Annotated in this window: 21 protein-coding genes and 1 tRNA gene; 19 read left to right on the top strand and 3 right to left on the bottom strand. The window is 50.7% G+C overall.

Going from position 1 to position 18450, the window contains the following annotated elements; translation table 11 throughout:
• Positions 1-15 precede the first annotated feature (15 nt).
• From MCG46_RS10295 to MCG46_RS10225, 15 genes are all read left to right on the top strand, one after another.
• Positions 16-417, top strand: coding sequence for a PPC domain-containing DNA-binding protein (locus tag MCG46_RS10295; protein ID WP_240279927.1), 402 nt, complete (start codon positions 16-18; stop codon positions 415-417).
• 3 nt (positions 418-420) lie between these two features.
• Complete coding sequence (locus MCG46_RS10290; protein WP_240279926.1) at positions 421-1275, top strand: patatin-like phospholipase family protein; 855 nt, start codon at positions 421-423, stop codon at positions 1273-1275.
• A gap of 214 nt (positions 1276-1489) precedes the next feature.
• Positions 1490-2032, top strand: a complete 543-nt coding sequence (infC, locus tag MCG46_RS10285) for a translation initiation factor IF-3 (protein ID WP_040451135.1) — start codon at positions 1490-1492, stop codon at positions 2030-2032.
• Positions 2033-2054: 22 nt separating this feature from the next.
• On the top strand, positions 2055-2249 hold the full coding sequence (rpmI, locus tag MCG46_RS10280; RefSeq protein ID WP_020223681.1) for a 50S ribosomal protein L35: 195 nt from the start codon (positions 2055-2057) through the stop codon (positions 2247-2249).
• Between the two features lie 20 nt (positions 2250-2269).
• A complete protein-coding gene (rplT, locus tag MCG46_RS10275; protein WP_020223680.1) occupies positions 2270-2629 on the top strand; it encodes a 50S ribosomal protein L20 in 360 nt (119 codons plus the stop codon).
• Between the two features lie 86 nt (positions 2630-2715).
• Positions 2716-2791: transfer RNA gene (locus tag MCG46_RS10270), tRNA-Glu, on the top strand.
• A gap of 346 nt (positions 2792-3137) precedes the next feature.
• Complete coding sequence (locus tag MCG46_RS10265) at positions 3138-3974, top strand: Mrp/NBP35 family ATP-binding protein (RefSeq protein ID WP_020223679.1); 837 nt, start codon at positions 3138-3140, stop codon at positions 3972-3974.
• Positions 3971-4357 carry a NifB/NifX family molybdenum-iron cluster-binding protein gene (locus MCG46_RS10260; protein WP_020223678.1) on the top strand — a complete coding sequence of 129 codons (387 nt, stop codon included), beginning with the start codon at positions 3971-3973 and terminating at the stop codon, positions 4355-4357. The genes MCG46_RS10265 and MCG46_RS10260 overlap by 4 nt, the downstream gene beginning before the upstream one ends.
• 91 nt (positions 4358-4448) lie before the next feature.
• Positions 4449-5027 (top strand): GNAT family N-acetyltransferase, encoded by a 579-nt coding sequence (locus MCG46_RS10255; RefSeq protein ID WP_240279925.1) that lies wholly within the window; start codon positions 4449-4451, stop codon positions 5025-5027.
• Positions 5024-5926 (top strand): ABC transporter ATP-binding protein, encoded by a 903-nt coding sequence (locus MCG46_RS10250; RefSeq protein WP_020223676.1) that lies wholly within the window; start codon positions 5024-5026, stop codon positions 5924-5926. Before MCG46_RS10255 ends, MCG46_RS10250 begins: the two co-directional genes overlap by 4 nt.
• A complete protein-coding gene (locus tag MCG46_RS10245; RefSeq protein WP_240279924.1) occupies positions 5901-7919 on the top strand; it encodes a hypothetical protein in 2019 nt (672 codons plus the stop codon). The genes MCG46_RS10250 and MCG46_RS10245 overlap by 26 nt, the downstream gene beginning before the upstream one ends.
• Before the next feature lie 61 nt (positions 7920-7980).
• A complete protein-coding gene (locus MCG46_RS10240) occupies positions 7981-8655 on the top strand; it encodes a response regulator transcription factor (protein ID WP_240279923.1) in 675 nt (224 codons plus the stop codon).
• Positions 8639-10081, top strand: coding sequence for a sensor histidine kinase (locus MCG46_RS10235; RefSeq protein WP_240279922.1), 1443 nt, complete (start codon positions 8639-8641; stop codon positions 10079-10081). Before MCG46_RS10240 ends, MCG46_RS10235 begins: the two co-directional genes overlap by 17 nt.
• A gap of 216 nt (positions 10082-10297) precedes the next feature.
• Positions 10298-10777 (top strand): MarR family winged helix-turn-helix transcriptional regulator, encoded by a 480-nt coding sequence (locus tag MCG46_RS10230; RefSeq protein WP_240279921.1) that lies wholly within the window; start codon positions 10298-10300, stop codon positions 10775-10777.
• Entirely contained in the window at positions 10774-11319 is a 546-nt protein-coding gene (locus MCG46_RS10225; protein ID WP_240279920.1) for a flavodoxin domain-containing protein, read from the top strand. The genes MCG46_RS10230 and MCG46_RS10225 overlap by 4 nt, the downstream gene beginning before the upstream one ends.
• A gap of 33 nt (positions 11320-11352) precedes the next feature.
• Here the strand turns inward: MCG46_RS10225 and MCG46_RS10220 are convergent, their stop codons facing one another.
• On the bottom strand, positions 11353-12780 hold the full coding sequence (locus MCG46_RS10220; RefSeq protein WP_240279919.1) for a spore germination protein: 1428 nt from the start codon (positions 12778-12780) through the stop codon (positions 11353-11355).
• 107 nt (positions 12781-12887) lie between these two features.
• Between MCG46_RS10220 and MCG46_RS10215 the strand changes: the two genes are divergently transcribed.
• Positions 12888-13223 (top strand): hypothetical protein, encoded by a 336-nt coding sequence (locus MCG46_RS10215; protein WP_020223669.1) that lies wholly within the window; start codon positions 12888-12890, stop codon positions 13221-13223.
• 5 nt (positions 13224-13228) lie between these two features.
• Positions 13229-14395 (top strand): cation:proton antiporter, encoded by a 1167-nt coding sequence (locus tag MCG46_RS10210; protein WP_020223668.1) that lies wholly within the window; start codon positions 13229-13231, stop codon positions 14393-14395.
• A 59-nt stretch (positions 14396-14454) separates the two neighbouring features.
• Here MCG46_RS10210 and MCG46_RS10205 read toward each other — a convergent pair whose 3' ends face one another.
• Positions 14455-14955: a hypothetical protein gene (locus MCG46_RS10205; protein ID WP_240279918.1), complete on the bottom strand. Its 501-nt coding sequence runs from the start codon at positions 14953-14955 to the stop codon at positions 14455-14457.
• 140 nt (positions 14956-15095) lie between these two features.
• Between MCG46_RS10205 and MCG46_RS10200 the strand changes: the two genes are divergently transcribed.
• On the top strand, positions 15096-16247 hold the full coding sequence (locus MCG46_RS10200; protein WP_240279917.1) for a M20 family metallopeptidase: 1152 nt from the start codon (positions 15096-15098) through the stop codon (positions 16245-16247).
• Here MCG46_RS10200 and murB read toward each other — a convergent pair.
• Complete coding sequence (murB, locus tag MCG46_RS10195) at positions 16244-17143, bottom strand: UDP-N-acetylmuramate dehydrogenase (RefSeq protein WP_240279916.1); 900 nt, start codon at positions 17141-17143, stop codon at positions 16244-16246. The genes MCG46_RS10200 and murB overlap by 4 nt on opposite strands.
• A gap of 111 nt (positions 17144-17254) precedes the next feature.
• On the opposite strand from murB, the gene MCG46_RS10190 reads away from it, so the two are divergent.
• Positions 17255-18442 (top strand): type II secretion system F family protein, encoded by a 1188-nt coding sequence (locus MCG46_RS10190; protein ID WP_240279915.1) that lies wholly within the window; start codon positions 17255-17257, stop codon positions 18440-18442.
• Positions 18443-18450 lie beyond the last annotated feature (8 nt).

The following is an 18450-nucleotide window of genomic DNA, read 5'->3' as shown; positions in this document are numbered from 1 at the left end:
AAGAGGATTTTATTTATGCAGACAGAATGTTTCAGAGTTCTGCCGGGGCAGGATCTGGCAGAAACGATCGAAGATTATTGTAATCAGCATCACATTCAGGCCGCGGCGATTGTTGCCTGTGCTGGATGTTTAAGCCATGTCCGGTTTCGGATGGCGGACGGCGAAACGATATATGAAAAACAGGTTGATGCCGAAATCGTTTCGCTGAGCGGGACGATCAGCGAGCAGGGGATGCATGTCCATATCAGCGTCTGTGATCAAAATCTGCAGACCTTCGGCGGTCATCTGACGTCCGGCTGTCTCGTTCATACGACCGCGGAAATTGTGCTGCTGCACTTAAAGGAGTGGCGGCTGACCCGCAGTCCGGATCCGTTAACCGGATATGATGAATTAAAGGCAGAAAGGATCGGTGAATAGCGCATGCGCGAAACTAAAATTGGATTGGTTCTGGAAGGCGGCGGCATGCGCGGCGTTTATACGGCAGGAGTGCTGGACGCGTTTTTAGATGCCGGCTTGGATTTTGACGGCACGCTGGGCGTTTCTGCCGGCAGCTGTCATGCCGCCAGCTTTTTGTCGAAACAGCGCGGCCGGGCTTACCGCGTCAATGTCAGTTATCTTCATGACTGGCGCTACTGCAGCGTTCGTTCGTGGCTGCAGACCGGTGATTTCTTCGGCGCGCAAATGCTTTATGATACGATTCCCAATCAGCTGGACCGCTATGATTACGCAGTCTATGAGCAGCGGCGCGGCTGGTTTCGGGCGGTGGTCACCAATCTGGCCAGCGGGGAAGCGGAATATCCCCTGATTGAAGATCTGCATCAGGATATCGTCTGGCTGCAGGCATCCAGCTCCCTGCCGCTGCTTTCGCGCACTGTGAAAGTAAACGGCCAGGAATATCTGGATGGGGGAATCAGCGATTCCATTCCAGTGAAGGAAGCGATGCGCCTGGGCTGTGAAAAGAACGTCATCGTGCTGACCCAATGTGCCGGATATCGAAAAGGACCGAATGAACTGATGCCCCTGATCAAAGCGAAATACCGCCGTTATCCCAAGCTGATCGAGCTGATGGAAACACGCCATCTGCGCTACAATAAAACGCTGGATGAAATCGAGGATCTGCGCAAGCAGGGCAAGGTGTTTGTGATCCAGCCGCAGCAGCCGGTGACGATTGGCCGTCTGGAAAAAGACCGCAGCGAACTGCACGCCTTGTATTGCGAAGGTCTTGAGGATGGACGGCGGCAGGCGGAAGCCCTGCATCACTTTATGGAACGCTGATTTTCGAAGACCAGGCGGCAAAACAAATGTTGATCAAAAAACCTTTGACAAGCAGCATGTTCCGTGGTAAAGTAAACAAGCAAAGAAAAAGTATGTAGAAAGTAGAAGTGCCCCTTCTCACCTGATGTCTGTCAGACTTGGGTTGACGCTGCAAACACAAAGAGAACTGTGTAAGTAGAAGCGGGTATTCTAGGAGTACCTGCTTTTTTGCAGTATGGAGGTGTCGTTTATTAGCAAGAAAGTCATGACCAACGATGATCTGGTCAATGAAAACATTCGTTTCAAGGAAGTCTTAGTCATTGGCCCAAAAGGTGAGCAGTTAGGCGTAATGATGCGCCGGGAAGCCCTGGAAAAAGCCTACGATTATGAACTGGATTTGCTGTGTGTCGCTCCGAATGGAAATCCGCCGGTCTGCAAGATCCTGGATTACGGACGATATCGTTTTGAATCTCAGAAAAAAGCGAAAGAGGCGAAACGGAATCAGCATGTCACGGAGGTAAAACCCATGCGTTTATCCCCGGTTATCGATACGCATGATTTTGATACGAAGCTTCGTCAGGCCCGCAACTGGGTTGAGGACGGAATGAAGGTCAAGATTGATATGCGCTTTCGTGGCCGTTTGATCACGCGCCTGGAGGTCGGCAAAAAGGTTATGAATAGCTTCGTCGAACAGATGTCGGATATTGCTTCTGTGGAAAAGGCTCCGGCTTTGGAAGGCAATACGATGTCTGTGGTTCTGACACCGAAGAAGAAATAAAAAAGTATAGGAGGACTTGATTATGCCAAAGATGAAAACAAAAAAGGCGCTGGCAAAGCGTGTTAAAAGAACAGGCAGCGGAAAACTGAAGAGAAGCCATGCTTATATCTCTCACTTTGCAGCGAACAAAACACATAAACAGAAGGTACAGCTGAGAAAGCCGGCGTTGGTCGATAAGACGGACATGAAGCGGATCAAGTACCTGATTCAGGATTAATTAGAGGAGGACGTTAGAACATGCCAAGAGTAAAAGGCGGAACTGTTACCCGCGCAAGAAGAAAAAGAACATTAAAGTTAGCGAAGGGCTATTTCGGCTCGAAGCACCTGCTGTATCGTACAGCTCATGAACAGGTCATGCGTTCTCTGCGTTACTCCTATATCGGACGTAAGCAGCTGAAGCGGGATATGCGCAAACTGTGGATCGCACGCATCAATGCGGCAGCGAGAATGAATGAGTTGAGTTATTCTCAGCTGATGCACGGCTTAAAGCTGGCCGGCGTGACGATCAACCGTAAAATGTTGTCGGAAATTGCGATTCATGACGAGAAGGGCTTTAAGGCTATCGTTGAGACCGCAAAGACAGCGTTAGCGAAATAAGTCAGAACCCCAAGGAAAAACGGTGCAATTTTCGCACCGTTTTTTGTTGAATTTGTGAGCTAGATAAGCTATAATAATTAAGCACTGGCTCGTTGGTGAAACGGTTAACACAGCGCCCTCTCAAGGCGTCATTCACGGGTTCAAATCCCGTACGAGTCACCATGGATGAAATAAGGTTCCCCTAGGGAGCCTTTTTGTTTGCCTAAGCCTGGCTGAAAGACTGCGGCTTATCTTGCTTTCATCATGGGATTCAGACAGGGAGAAGCCAAGATACATCTTGGTCAGGCGTCCAGAATTTGATTTCGAGATGAACAGCGGGGTCAGCGGCTGAAGCATTTTGCGGCTAGCCAGATGCAATCACGGCATTTATTTTTCCAGTTATCTTTTTGAACAAGCTGACCGGTGCCGCAGCCTGCAGAAAATGCAAAGAATTCAGGCACAGCGTTGGATTGTTCGGCGCAGAAATGATATAATACAAACCGTGAGAAAAGAATTGAGGTACTGAGATATGAGTGAAACATGCAATCACGACTGCGGCAGCTGCAGCGCGAACTGTGCCAGCCGCCAACAGCCGCAGAGTTTTTTGGAAAAACCGAATCCGAACAGCCGGATCCGTAAAATTATCGGCGTCGTCAGCGGTAAGGGCGGCGTAGGCAAATCTTTAGTTACATCGCTTTTGGCTACAACGATGCAGCGGCGCGGATATCAGAGCGCGGTTATGGATGCCGATATTACCGGCCCGTCCATTCCGAAGGTTTTCGGCATTCATGGGATGGCGTATGGCAATGACGATGGCATTCTGCCGGCGGTCAGCTCGACCGGGATTCAGATCATGTCGGTCAATCTGATGCTGGACAATGAAGAATCCCCAGTAATTTGGCGCGGTCCAATTTTAGCGGGCATGGTCAAGCAGTTCTATGGCGAAGTGATCTGGTCAGACGTCGACTTTATGTTTGTCGATATGCCTCCGGGAACCGGGGATGTTCCGCTGACCGTATTCCAGTCGCTTCCGTTGGACGGCATTATCGTCGTGACCTCACCGCAGGAGCTGGTTTCGATGATCGTCGCGAAGGCCGTCAATATGGCAAACATGATGGACATTCCGGTTCTGGGCGTCGTTGAAAACATGAGCTATCTGGAATGCCCGGACTGCGGCAAGAAAATCGAAGTTTTCGGTCACAGCAAGCTGGATGAGGTTGCAGCGCAGAAGGGTCTGGACATTCTGGCTCAGCTGCCGATCAATCCGCAGTTTGCCAGTCTGTGCGATGCCGGCCGGATTGAGGACTTTGAGGGCGAATGGATGAACAAGGCTGCGGAAAAGCTGGAAGGATTGATCAGCGAATGAAGAAAGTCACAGCGATTCCTTATGAAAACGGACAGGTCTTCGGACATTTCGGCAAGACGCAGGCATTTCTGATCGCTGAGCTGGAAACCGGAAAGATTCTCAGAAGCGCTGTCGTCCCGACCGAAGGCAAGGGGCATGGCGAACTAGCCGGCTTTTTGAAGGCCCATGGAGTGACAGACTGCTTATGCGGCGGGATGGGCGAAGGCGCGTATCAGGCGCTGAAAGCTCAGGGCATCACCGTTGTCCGCGGCGTGAGCGGAAAGGCGGAAACGGTATTGCAGAACTACGCGCAGGGTTCACTGCAGGATGATCCGCAGGCCGCCTGTTCGCATCATCATGATCACCAAGCCGGCCACAGCTGCAGCTGCGGTAAGCATTCCTAAATTTGATCCTGTCATAAAGGCTTAAGAAATTGAGCCTTTTTTTCATTTCCCGGCTCAGCTATAATGAAAGAAGCAAAGGTAGGAGATTGCGATGAACTTAAAGAAAATGATCGGTGAAAAAGTTATTTTGTCACCGTTGGACAGCCGTGAATATGAACGGATTGCCGGCTGGATCAATGATTTGGAAGTGACGCTGGGAACGACGCTGGCCGCTTCCAATATCACCTTGGATAAGGAAGCGGAAACACTCAGATCCATGGAGCAGGGCGGACGGGATTTTCTGATCATAGCGCGCGACAGCAAGCAGCCGATTGGAACCTGTGGTATCACCGCCTGGGATCAGATCAATCAATGGGCCAGCGTCGGGATCATGATCGGCGAAAAGAGCTATCACAATCAAGGCTGCGGAACGGAAGCATTAAGCCTTCTGTGTGATTATTGTCTGAACCTTTTAAACTGTCACAGCGTTCGGCTGGAGGTCTATTCGTATAATTTGCCGGCCATCGCTTGTTATAAGAAGGTCGGCTTTGAAGAATGCGGCCGTTTTCACCAGGCAAAAAAGATCGGCGGGCAATGGCATGACTGCATTTTGATGGAGCTGCTGGATCAGCAGTTCACATCTCGCTGGGTAAAGCCGGCTGTTGAGCGCCGGATGCAGGTGAAAGTATGATTGTCGCAGAAAATCTCGGCAAGAAATTCCGCAATAAAACCGTGATCCGGCAGATGAACTGCAGCATCAAAGAGGGCAGCATTTACGGTCTGGTCGGGGCCAACGGCGCGGGCAAATCAACATTTCTGCGAATGCTGGCAGGGGTGTATCAGCCGAGTGAAGGAAAAGCGGAAATCAACGGCGAAGCGGTATTTGACAATGCAAAGATCAAAAAGGAAATCGTCTTTATTCCGGATGAACTGTATTTTTTTCCCAACTATAATTTCCGCATGATGGCCGATTACTATGCCAGTCTGTACGAGCATTTCGATCATCATCGGTTCCAGATGCTGTGCGATCATTTCAAGCTGGATACCCGTGCACGGATTCAGAATTTTTCCAAGGGCATGAAACGTCAGGGCGCGCTGATCTTAGCGCTGTCGACACGCGCGCATTATTTCTTTTTTGACGAAACTTTCGACGGTTTGGATCCGGTCATGCGGTCGCTGGTCAAATCCGTTTTGTCGGAGGACGTTGCCCAGCGCAATTCGACGGTGCTTTTAACTTCGCATAATCTGCGGGAGCTGGAAGATTTGTGTGATCACATGGGCTTGTTAGTGGAAGGCAGGATCATGTTTGAAAGTGATATTGATTCGCTGAAAACAGAAATGTTTAAGGTCCAGATCGCACTGCCGAACAAGAATTTTGATCGGGATGAGTTCCGTCAGCTCAAGGTGCTGTATTACAAAAAGAGCGGTTCGATCGCAACGATGATCGTCAAGGGCGACCGCGAGCTGGTGACCGATGTTCTGCGCAGCAAGCAGCCGATTATTCTTGATCTGCTTCCGCTGTCGCTGGAAGAAGTGTTTATTTATGAAATGGAGGGATACGGCTATGAGTTCGATTCGCTCCGTCTTTAATTTCAAAGTGTTCTGGCAGAATTTCCGCAGTGCTCAGGGACTGCTTTTGGTCGCGATGATTATTTACCAGGCGGGAATTCTGATCAACTGCTTTTCGCTCAGCCACAATCCAGAGGTGATGCAGGTCATCAGTTTTTCTGCCGCGTCCGGCATCGTCAGTTTCTTAGCCTGCTTCCTGCTTCCGTTAGCGGCCTGCGCTACGCTGTTTGATTTTCTTTTCAGCAAGAAAAAAAGCGACCTGGTGTTTTCTTCCCCGGTGCCGCGCAAAACGCTGTATTGGTCAAACTGGGCAGGGGGCATGCTCTTTCTTTTGATCAATGTGCTGATCGCCTCGCTGATCCTGCACATCACGCTGCTGCGCAATCCGCAGCTGATCGTTGAAAACGGCATCGTGCTGCGGTTTCTGATCCTGTGGAGTCTGAGCATGGCGATGGTGTATTCCATCAGCTGTCTTTCCGTTGCTTTGACCGGCAATCGGTTTGTGCAGTTTGTGCTGATCGCGGTGCTGACGCTGCTGCCGGGCTGGTTTCACTATACGTTTCAGACACAGTTTTACAACTATGATCAGTTTTCCCAGATGGAATATACCAATCAGAAGGCGACGGAAACGCTGACCAGTCCTTACTCCATGCGGATCGTGCAGGATGAAGGCCGGGTCGATACGCTGCCCTATATTGCGTTTGACGAACTGATCAGCAGTCTTTCCGGCATGCGCCAGTCATTTCGGGTGACGAATTACAACAATCACACGGCGTTCAGCTACAGCCGCTGCTGGATCATGCTTGGCTATCTGATTGCGGCTTCGGGATTGGGCTATTGGGCGTTTCTCAGGCGCAAGGTGGAAGTTGCGGAAACTTCATTCATCAGCGAGACCGCTCATGAAGCCGTGCGGATTGCGGCGTTTGTCCCGTTCTTTTACACTTTAGGAATGAAAGACTGGATTTCCGCCTTGCTTTATGCGGGGATTCTGTTAATTTTATATCATCTTTATGATTATCTGGCACGGCGTGAACTGATCAGTCTGCGTCGGACGCTCCTGAGTTTTTTGGCAGTGGTTGTGATTGCGGCGCTGATTCGTTTTCCGATGCGGATTTTAGTTCGCCGCGAGGCAGCTCAGCAAATTTCAATTGAAGAAGTCAATTCAATTGCGATGGCGCCTTCCTCGTTCATGGGAACTGAACAGTATGAGGCGCTGCTGCAGCTGAAATTGAATGATCCTGAACTGATTCAGCTCGTATTTCAAAGCGGGGCAAAAAACGATTATGTCGAAGGTTCCGTCAATATGATCGTGCGGTTTTACCAAGATCGCAGCTACTCTGATTTCTACGTTAATATTTCACCGGACTATGTCGAACAGCTGGAAACGCTGTTAGGCGGAAACGATCAGTATCAGCTGTTGTTTCGCAGCATGAATCCGGAGTCAATCTATTGGATTGAAGCCAACGGCGTTTCAGCCGGGTTAGAGCTGGAACAGGTCCGGCAGCTGGCGGTGCTTTTGCAGCAGGAACAACAGCAGCAGAGCTTCTCCGATCTGCTGCATGAAACAAAGCAGATCGCATGCCGGCAGGCTGATGATGCCTATTGTTTTTTAAACCTGGCGCTGATTTCGTTTGTCAATGGGGAACGGGCGGAACAAAGCATTGATCTGCTTCGCTATCAGTCGGTTTTTCAGCTGTACAGCTCGATTGTCAATCAGCAGTTTTTAAAAGTCTATGCCGGCAATGCTCGGTTCCTGGACTATTTCAGTATGTATGATAACCAGCTGGAACTGATCCGACAGCAGAGTGAACTGGACTATGAAAGCTTTAATCTGCGCCTGTCTCAATGGCTGAGCGAGAACTTGCCGACCCAGCTGCAGAAAGCACCGGTATCCTCGGAGGAATTCATGACGATTACGTTCTATGATTCCCAACGCCGCAGCCAGGGGACGATCTTTATTGAGAAAAACGAAAAATGGCAGGAATTTGTTAATTCGCTGACGCAGCCGGAATAAAATTCACTCAAAATTCACATCTTCAGGGTAAAATAAAGAAGAAATCAGGAGGTGCATCCTAATGATCAAAATCTTAGTGGTGGACGATGAACAGCGAATTCGTGAAATGATCCGTAAATATGCGGAATATGAAGGTTTTGCGGTGGATGAAGCCTGTGACGGGCTGGAAGCGGTGGAGAAGGCGATGAAGGAGAATTACGATCTGATCGTCATGGATATCATGATGCCGAATCTGGACGGCTTTTCAGCGTGCCGGGAAATCCGCAAAACGCATGAAAATGTTCCGGTCATTCTGTTGTCGGCACTGGGTGAGGAATACGATAAGATCCATGGGTTTGATCTGGGTGTGGATGACTATGTTGTCAAACCGTTCTCGCCCAAGGAGCTGATGATGCGGATCCACGCAATTCTCAAGCGGACATCCCAAAGTGAGAAAAAAGAAATGATTAAAATCGGAGATCTGACCATTGATTTTACGGGTCGGATTGTCAGAATCAAGGACGAGAAGCTCAACCTGTCGCCGAAGGAATATGACCTGTTGTTCTATCTTGTGAAAAACCGCGGGATTGCTTTAACCCGGGAAAAGCTGCTGCAGAATGTCTGGGGCTATGATTTTTTCGGCGATGAACGGACGCTGGATACGCATATTAAACTGCTGCGCAAGAATCTGCGGGAATACAGCCGCTATATCACAACGCTCAGAGGGGTAGGCTATCGGTTTGAAAACGGAAACTAGTCTGCAGTGGAAGCTCGTCAAGTATCTGCTTGCGTTTGTCATTGCGCTGTTAGCTCTGTTATGGCTGTTTCAGGTCGTGTTTCTGGACAGCTTCTATCAGCGCTTTAAAATTGAAGGCATTGAAAAAATCGGCAACACGCTGGCGGCCAATCTGGAAAGCGATAAGTTTCCGGATATCGTCGCCCAGCAGGCGCGCCAAAACGACGCCTGCATCCGTGTCCTGTATGGGATCTTCCAGATTCAGACGACCAATACGATGGGCTGTCAGATCTATAATCTGAATGACAGCGACATCGCGCAATATGTAGCCAAGGCCGAGGCCAACGGCGGCTCGTATCTCGACATTCAGTCGGAAAAGGTGATCAGTGAGCTGCCTAACGGGAATCTGTTGTTTTCGAATAAGCAGGGTTCCCGCAATCTGATTTATTTCAAGGTTGTCGAAGGCCGCCGAAATCAGAAAGACATCATTATGGTGAATACGCACATTTCTCCCGTCAATGCCACGACGGAAACGCTGCGCACTCAGCTTGGCTATATCTCAATGATCGTCATCGTCGCTTCTGTGGGACTGGCGTTTTTGATGTCCCGCCGGATTGTCAAACCGATTGTCAATATAAACCAAAGCGCCCGGCAGATGGCGGAAGGCAACTATGATATCGTCTTTACCGGCAAGGGGTATAAGGAAATCACACAGCTCAACGATACGATGAACCACACGACACGCAAGCTCAAAGAGGTCGATCAGATGCGGCGGGATCTGATTGCCAATGTTTCGCATGATCTGCGCACGCCGCTGACGATGATCAGCGGGTATGGCGAGATGATGCGGGATCTGCCGGGTGAGAATACACCGGAGAACGTTCAGGTCATCATTGATGAAGCCCACCGGCTGTCCAATCTGGTCAACGACCTGCTGGATCTGTCCAAGCTGCAGGAAAACAAGATTGAGCTGCATGCGCAGCATTTCGATTTGACGCAGCTGATTGAAACCGTGCTGCACCGCTATGAAAAATTTATGACGCAGGATGGCTTTGATATTCAGTTTGAGCATCAGGAATCGGTATGGGTCAATGCCGATCCGGACCGTCTGGGACAGGTGCTGTATAACTTCATCAACAACGCAATCAATTACTCGCTGGAGGACAAACGGATTCTGATCCGCCAAAGCATCGACGGCAGTCAGGTTCGCGTGGAAGTCGAGGATCATGGCGAAGGGATCAGCGAGGATAAGCTGAGCTACATCTGGGATCGTTACTACAAGGTCGATAAAACGCATAAGCGTTCCAGCGCCGGCAGCGGAATCGGCTTAGCGATTGTCAGAGAAATCCTGGAGCTGCATCATGCCCAATACGGCGTGAAGTCCGAGGTCGGTCAGGGCTCAGTGTTCTGGTTTGAGCTTCTGATTGTGTCTGACAGGGAGTCCTGAGACGCTTTCTTTCCCGCTTGATCGAATAAAAATCGGATCATGGTTAAGCTGGATTTATAACAAGGTGAATCAATTATCTTTGGCCGCGGCTTTCATAGAAAAGCACCGCGGCTTTTTGTTTTTTCAAAGAAAGAAGGGTGTTCTGTTGACGAATGCGTAACAAGTTGCTATAATCAGATTAAATAAGTAACAAGTTACTTATAGAGGGAGATCAACATGGAAATATCAGATTTAGTCCAGCGCTTTTCCGATTCGCCTGAGCATCAATACAAAGCGATTTTCAGTCTGCTGATGATCACGGCCAACCGGCTCCAAACCGTCTTTGATCATGAAATCCCGCAGGTGACATTGAAGCAGTTCATGCTTTTAACGCTTGTCTGCCAGTCTCCGGAGGCAATGACCTTAACACATCTGGGCAAGCTGTTGGGCTGTTCCCGACAGAATGTAAAAAAACTGGCGGAGGCTTTGCAACGGAAGGGATTCGTCCGTCTGCATCCCAGCGCCGCTGACAGCCGGGCAGCTGTGATTGAGGCCACCTCTGCCGCCAAGGAATATTTCAATTCCATGGGGGCGTTGTTTCAGCAGCGGTTGAAGCAGTTGTTTGCGGATTTCAGTGACGCGGAAACGGAACAGTTTTTCCGCATGATGATTCAATTCTTGACGAGTATCGACAATCTGGAAGGAGAAATTCAATGACGGATACACTAATCCTTTTTCGATCAAAATATGGAGCCTCACGCCAGTATGCACAATGGCTGCACGAGCGGATTCCCAGCGAACTGGCGGAACAGAGCTCATTTAAGCCGCAGAATTTAAAAGCCTATTCCCAAATTGTTTTATTCGGCGGAATTTACGCCGGCTCCATTGCGGGTGTGGCTTTTCTCATCAAGCACCGTGAATTTCTGGCAGGAAAGACATTGGCGGTTTTTGCGGTCGGAGCCAGTCCGGCATCCCCCGACGTTCTCGCAGTCCTGCAAAAGAAGCTGAACAAAGACCTGCCGTCGGCCCATCTCTATTACGGGCGGGGAAGCTATGATGAACAGCGGATGCATTTTCTCGATCGAACAATGTGCCGGATGCTGAGAAAGTCACTGGTCAAAAAAGATCCCGCGGTCCTGCAGCCGTGGGAGCAGGGATTGTTGGAAAGCGCCGGCCGTGGTTGCTGCAGCTGGTGTGATCCGGTAGCGTTAAAACCGCTGTGTACGCTGCTTGAAAGGGAGAATAAAACGGCGGCCTGAGGAAGATTCAGCGCCGCAGCGGTTTTCTTGAAGTCAAGGCTTTGAGTTTCCGTGGCGATGATCAGCCGGTTTGCGCAGCAGCAGCGAACGCAGCTTCGTTCCATCATAGGGATAGAGCGGATAACAATAGTTGCCTGAAAGCGTATCCGTTTTTAACATCAGAACGATGATTGCGGCCGTTCCGATCAATAATCCCCAAGGCCCCAACAAAGCGATCAGAATCAGTAAGCTCATGCGGAAAAACTTGAAGCTGTAGCCGAGTTCAAAGCTGGGCTGGGCATAATTGCTCAGCGCAACAAACGCCATATATAAGATCACTTCACCGTTGAACCAGCCGGTGCTGACCGCATATTCGCCTAAGATGACAGCCCCGAGGATGCTGAAAGCACTGGACAGAGAGGAAGGCGTATTCAAAGAGGCCAGCCGCAGACCGTCGATCATGACCTCGATGATCAATAACTGCGCCAATACCGGAATCGCCGCGGTTTCTTCAATCAGGATGAAATGCAGGCTTTCCGGAAGCAGTCCGGGGCAGCGCAGCGCCAGATACCAGCAAGGCGTAAAGAACAAGGTCAGAAAGAAGATCACAATCCGCACCAATTTCAGATACGTGCCAATCAACGGCGGAAAGTAGTAATCATTGGCCTCCTGAAAGAAATCAAAGAAATGTGTCGGCAGGATCATCGCTGAAGGCGTATTGTCCGTCAGCACGATCAGATTGCCTTCCAGAATGCTGGCACTGGCCGTATCCGGACGTTCGGTAAAGCGGATGCGCGGCAGCGGATTGAGCCATTGTTTCGGAAGCAGACACTCCGCCAGGCTTTCCTGGGATAAGCTCAGGCCTTCGACTTCCGTGTTGGTGAGCTTCTTACGAACTTTATCCAGCAGCTGTCTGTCAACTTTGTCCTTGAGATAGCACAGCACGACATCGGTTTTGGAGCGGCTGCCGACCTGAACATATTCATAGATCAGCTTCGGGTCGCGGATGCGTCTTCGGATCAGCGCGGTATTGAAGATCAGCGTTTCCACGAAGGCGTCGCGCGAACCACGCAGGACGCGGTCATCTTCCGGCTCCTGCATCGAGCGGACAGGATAGCTGCGGGCGTCGATCAGGACGGCTTCAGCTGCCCCTTCGGCGAGAAACAACAGCGTACCGCTCAGCACCGCGTCAACGGCCTGAGATAAATCTGTCGTCCCGGAAACCTCCAGATAGGGGATCTGCCGGGCCAGCCAGCCGCTGACGGATGTCTCAGCCAGCGGATCTAATTTCATCATGTGTTCCATGATCTTTTCCATCACTTCGTCCTTGGCAAAGCCGTCGATAAAGATCAGTTCACCCGTTCCTTGTTTCAGATCGAAGACGGTGCTGACGCAGTCAAAACTTTGCTCAATCGGCAGCCTTTGATGCAGATCGGCAGAGAACTGAGCTGTGAAAGCGCTTGATTTTTCCAAAAAAATCACCTCGTTTCCAGTATTCCCAAATCCCTGAATTTCTTGCGGGAAATTTCCTTGTCAAACAGAAAACCGGTGCTATAATAAAACAGGTTTCTAGAAAAGAGGGGTAACCGATGGAATTATTATTTTTTGTAATGAATCAGATTGATAAATTGGATCAGCTGCTGAAAGACTTGTCCAACGAAAAGAAATTCAGCGCGACGATCATTGACAGTGCGGGAATGGCCCGCCTGTTGGCCGATCATGATTATCTGTTCGGCTCGCTGCGGGCGTTGTTAAACAATTCTCAGGTCAACAGCAAGACGATCTTCATGGTGCTGGAGCATGAGGATGTAGAACATGCAGTGCAGATCATTGAAAAGAATGTCGGCGATCTGGACAAGCCGAATACGGGTGTAGTCTTTACCGTTCCGGTCAGCTATGTTAAAGGCATTGTGAAGAAGGGGTAATCACGATGCAGCAATTAATGAGTTTGGCAATCCTGCTGCTGACGGGTCTGGTGTTCGGCCGGCTGATGAAGCTGGTCAAAATGCCGAACGTCACCGGCTATCTGATCGGCGGTCTGATCGTCGGTCCGTCGGTTTTAAATCTTGTGCATGCCGATGCGCTCAGTCAGCTCGGCTTTATTTCCAGCGTCGCCCTGGGCTTCATCGCCTTTTCAATTGGCAGTGAATTCAAGGCCAGTTATTTCAAGCGGGTCGGCATGACGCCGATTGTCATCGCGATTTTGGAAGCGATGGTCGCCGTTGTGCTGGTCATCGCTTCCCTGATCGCTTTCGGCTTTGATCCGGCGTTTTCGTTTGTTCTGGGAGCGATTGCGGCCGCGACGGCACCGGCGGCAACGATCATGGTCATCCGTCAGTACCGCGCCAAAGGTCCGGTGACGGAAACGCTGTTAAGCGTCGTCGCACTTGATGATGCCGTAGCCCTGATCGGCTTTGGGATTGCGGTGGCCATCGCACAGATGATTGAAAATCCCGGCAGCGGGAATCTTGTGATGCAGCTGATGGATCCGATCGTTGAAATCCTGGGCTCCTTAGGCAGCGGTGCGCTGCTGGGCTTCATTTTGATGATTCCACTGAAATTCTTCCATGATGAAGACAATCGGCAGGCGCTCATCTATGCCTTTATCTTTATCGCCTTGTTTGTTTCCAGCACCTTCGGGTTTTCGGATCTGCTGACCTGCATGGCGATGGGCGCGATTTTTGCGAATCTGTCCAATGAAAGCGATAAGGTCATGGCGATTGCCGACCGTCTGACACCGCCGATCTTCATGGCGTTCTTCGTGCTCTCCGGCGCCGATTTGAAGCTGAGCATTCTGCCTTCGATCGGTTTAGTCGGCATCATCTACGTTGTCATGCGGGTTGTCGGCAAGTTTCTGGGTGCCTGGACAGGGGCGAAGATCATGCATGCCAGCGAACCGGTGCAGAAATATCTTGGCTGGGCGCTGCTTCCGCAGGCCGGTGTCGCAATCGGCTTAACCGTCGTGGCGCAGTCAGTCGTGCCGCAGTATGCGGAAACCGTGCGGGCTGTTGTCTTATGCGGAACTTTGATCTATGAATTAATCGGCCCGAGCGTATCCAAGTGGGCGCTGACACAGGCCGGTGAAATCAGCGAATAACTAAGAAAGCAGCGTTTTCCCTGACCCTTTTGATCAGGTCGAGAAAGCGCTGCTTTTTCTTATGGAGTGACAAGGTTGTCCAACGGATAAGCCTGAATGAAGTCGATGAGAGCCTCGGTGCTTTTAAGCGGTAATTTTCCATAGTTGAGCGAAGCGTGGATCCGCTGCCCAGAAGAATTATATTTTTCCGTATAAACCATAATCATCGGTCCTTCCGGCTCGGAAAAAAAGGTAATGGTCTGATGCCAGGTCTTGGATTGAAGATGGATGCGGGGGAAAAAGCCAAAGGGAATGTCCCGGTCGTGAGCGCGCTTAACAAGCAGAATCTGTCCGGCTTGTTCCAACAGAAACGCTCTGGCGGCACAGTCTTTGACCTCGATCAGGGTGTTCCAGCTGTCCTGTAACGGAATTTGATGATTGTACAGAAATATCTGCTGGACGGAATCCGTTTGAATTTTCTCAAATACAAGATAAGGCCACAGTTGGTAAAATCCCAGCAGCAAAACCAGGACTAGCAGCGAAATCAACGAGCTTTTCAGCTGGCTTTGTTTGATCTTCATCGGAAAAACGCACCTTTCTGCTTGCTTTCAGTATAATCGGTCAGCGGCGTTTTTGAAAGTCGGAAATCGCCTTTCAAACAGTAAAAAACGTGACAAATGACGCAGATCATGATAAATTTTAAACCATGAGGTGAATGGGAATGAAAGAACAATGCAAGACATGGGTAAAGCAGCATCTTGACGAAGGCATGGATCTGGTCAGGGCGATGTATGAGCATCCGGAACTGGGCGATCAGGAATTTGAATCAATGGCGCTGCTGAGTGAAAAACTGGAGCAGCTGGGATTTCAAGTGGAACGCAGCTATCTGCTTCCAACCGGGTTTATCGGGCGCTATGATTCGGGAAAGCCGGGGCCGAAAATTGCGTTTTTATGCGAGTATGACGCGCTGCCGGAAGTGGGGCATGGCTGCGGTCATAATTTAATCGCCGCGATCGGCGTTTTGGCCGGCGGCGCCTACAAAGCGGTGATTGATCAGCTGGGTGGGGAGGTCCGGGTGATCGGGACCCCGGCCGAGGAAAACTTCGGCGGCAAGGTACGCATGGCCGAGAAGGGCTGCTTTGATGATCTCGATGCGGCGATGATGATCCATCCGAGTACGGAAAACCGTCTGGGCGGACGGACGAACGCTTTGATGCCGCTGAAATTTGAGTTTTTTGGAAGAAATGCCCACGCCTGTCATCCGCAGGAGGGCAAAAGCGCCTTGGACGCTGCTGTCAATACGTTTGTAGCGATCAACATGATGCGTCAGTTTATGGAGCCGGGCTGTTTTATTCACGGCATTGTGAAGGACGGCGGAGAAGCCGCCAACGTCATTCCGGCCTATGCTTCGCTGGAATACTACTTCCGGGCGCCGACGATGGCAGTGGCCAAGGCGATGTCGGAAAGAGCGGTTCAATGTGCCCAGGGTGCTTGTCAGATGGCCGGGACAACATTGAAAACCAGCGTCTATGAATGTCCGTACGAAGACAATAAGATCAATTATACTTTAGCCCAGCTGCTTCAAAAGCAGTATGCGGAATTAGGCTTGCAGGAAATCCAGCCGGTCGATGAAGTGCCGGGCGGTTCCAGCGATATCGGAGCAGTCAGCTACCGCTGTCCGGCACTGCATGGATATATCCAGATCTGCGGCTGCGAAGTAACCGGTCATTCACGGGAGATGGCGGCCGCGACGATCAGTCCACAGGGCCGCGAGGGACTGGCCAGCGGTGCCAGTGCGCTGGCGATGTGCGCGGTGGAGCTGGCCTGTGATCCGCAGCTGCTGGCCCAGGTCAAGGCGGAATTTTCCCGCTAAAGCGATTCAATTTCACATTCCAGCGTCACAGAGGTCTGAGCATAGACCTCTTTTTGTATGTGGCTGATCAAGGCCTGAACGTCATCACTGCTGGCCTGGCTGCGATTGATGATAAAGCCGGCATGCTTTTCAGAGACCTGCGCGCCGCCGATCTGTCTGCCCTTTAAGCCGCACTGGTCAATTAAGGCTGAGGCATAATGTCCTTCAGGCCGCTTAAACACACTGCCGGCGCTGGGATATTCCAGCGGCTGTTTCAGTTTGCGCCGCTCCATGGTCTCTTCCATCAAGCGGCGGATGGTGTGCCGCTGTCCCGGCTGCAGCCGAAAAGCGGCGCTCAGCAGCACGTGACTCTGGTCGTTTAAAAGACTTCGACGATAGCCGAATTGCAGCTGATCGCGGGTCAGGGTTCTTTCCTGGCCCTGGATCAAAACCTGAGCAGATTCCAGTAGCTCGGAAAGCTCGGTGCCGAAAGCTCCGCTGTTGTTGTGCAGAGCGCCTCCGACACTTCCCGGAATTCCATATAACCGTTCCAATCCGGACAATTCCGCCTGCATCGCGCCGTCGCACAGCCGTTTGATCGTCAATCCCCCATCCGCTTTCAGCAACGTTCCTTCGACGCTCCACTTTGCCCAGTTGGAGCGCAGCAGAATGATCATGCCGGGGTAACCTGAGGAAGAAATCAGGACATTGCTGGCCTGACCCAAGATCCGGTACGGTATTTTGGTCCGCTGCGCACTTAAGATGCATTCGCGCAGCTTGTCCGCGGTGTCCGGCAGGGCGATCAATTCCGCTGCGCCGCCGATCCCAAATGACGTATACGGCGCCATCGTTACCCGCCGTTCGATCGCAATCTTTTTTTGTTGAAGCTCCTGAATGAAATTGAAGTCCATGGGCATAATTTCTCTCCTTTGAAATTGTTTGAAGTTTACGGCTGAATTCTGTGCAGACACCCTTAAAAATGATATAATAATAAAAATGATCTAACCAGAATGAAGGATGTGTGAGGTATGGAATCCTATCTTTATACCGCGGTAAACAGTGAAGGCCGCAAAGTACGGGGTGAGAAGCGAGCCGAAGATGTAGTTCATCTTTACTCGCTTTTAAATAACGAAGGTCTTTACTGCCTGAATGCTCACCGCAAAGCGCAGTGGGAAACCCAGACGGGAAAACCGAAAAACCAGGAATTGTCGCTGATGTGCAAGCAGCTGGCGGCGATGCTGAGCTCCGGCATTCCGCTGGTCAACGCGCTGGAAATGCTGCGGCAGAAAAGTGATAAAAAGAAAATGAAGAAACTGTATGCTCAGCTGGTTGAGGAAGTGCGCAAAGGCTCCTCGCTGACGCTGGCCATGCGCCAATGCCAGCAGGCGTTTCCGCCGCTGCTGATCTATTTGGTGCAGGCCGGGGAGATGAACGGCACGCTCGATGCGGTGATGGAACGAATGGCGGGGCATTACGATAAGGAATATAAGCTGCGCAACAAGGTCACCTCTGCTTTAATCTATCCGGTTATGCTGCTGGTGGTTACCGTTGCGGTAATTCTTGCGCTGATGACATCGGTTGTTCCAAGCTTTTTAAGCATGGTCGGTGATATGGAACTGCCGTGGAATACGTTGCTTTTGATCTCAATGAGTAATTTTATTGTTGCCTACTGGCCGTTTTTAATTCTCGGTGTGCTGTTAATCGTCCTTGGCGTGCGGATGGCGCTGAAGGTGCCGACGCTGCGGCGGGGCTTTGATGAGCTGAAAGTCAAGTTTCCGCTGTTTGGAACGCTGAATCGGATTGTGGCGACTTCGCGCTTTGCGCGCACCTTTTCCTCGCTGTATTCCAGCGGGATATCCGTCATTGATTCGCTGCAGGTTTCCGGCGATGTGCTGAACAACCGCTATTTCACAGAGAAGATCAGCTGGATCAGTGAACGTGTCCGCCGCGGTGAGATGCTTTCCCGTTCCATCGAAGCTTCTCAGGCCTTTGATCCGCTGCTGAACTCGATGATGTATGTCGGGGAGGAATCAGGATCGCTGGAGGATGTGCTGAATTCCATTTCGGATTACTACGATACCGAGGCTGACAATGCGACGCAGAAAATGGTGGCGATGATGGAACCGATCATGATTATCATCTTAGCAATCATCATCTTCTTCGTTATTATTTCCATTCTCATGCCGATTTATGATTCTTACGGAATGATTGCTTAACAGGGGGA

The sequence above is a fragment of the Holdemania massiliensis genome (assembly GCF_022440805.1).
GTDB lineage: Bacteria > Bacillota_I > Bacilli_A > Erysipelotrichales > Erysipelotrichaceae > Holdemania > Holdemania massiliensis_A.
Note: the sequence above shows the minus strand (reverse complement) of the source record. Positions and strands in the feature narration are given on the sequence as shown.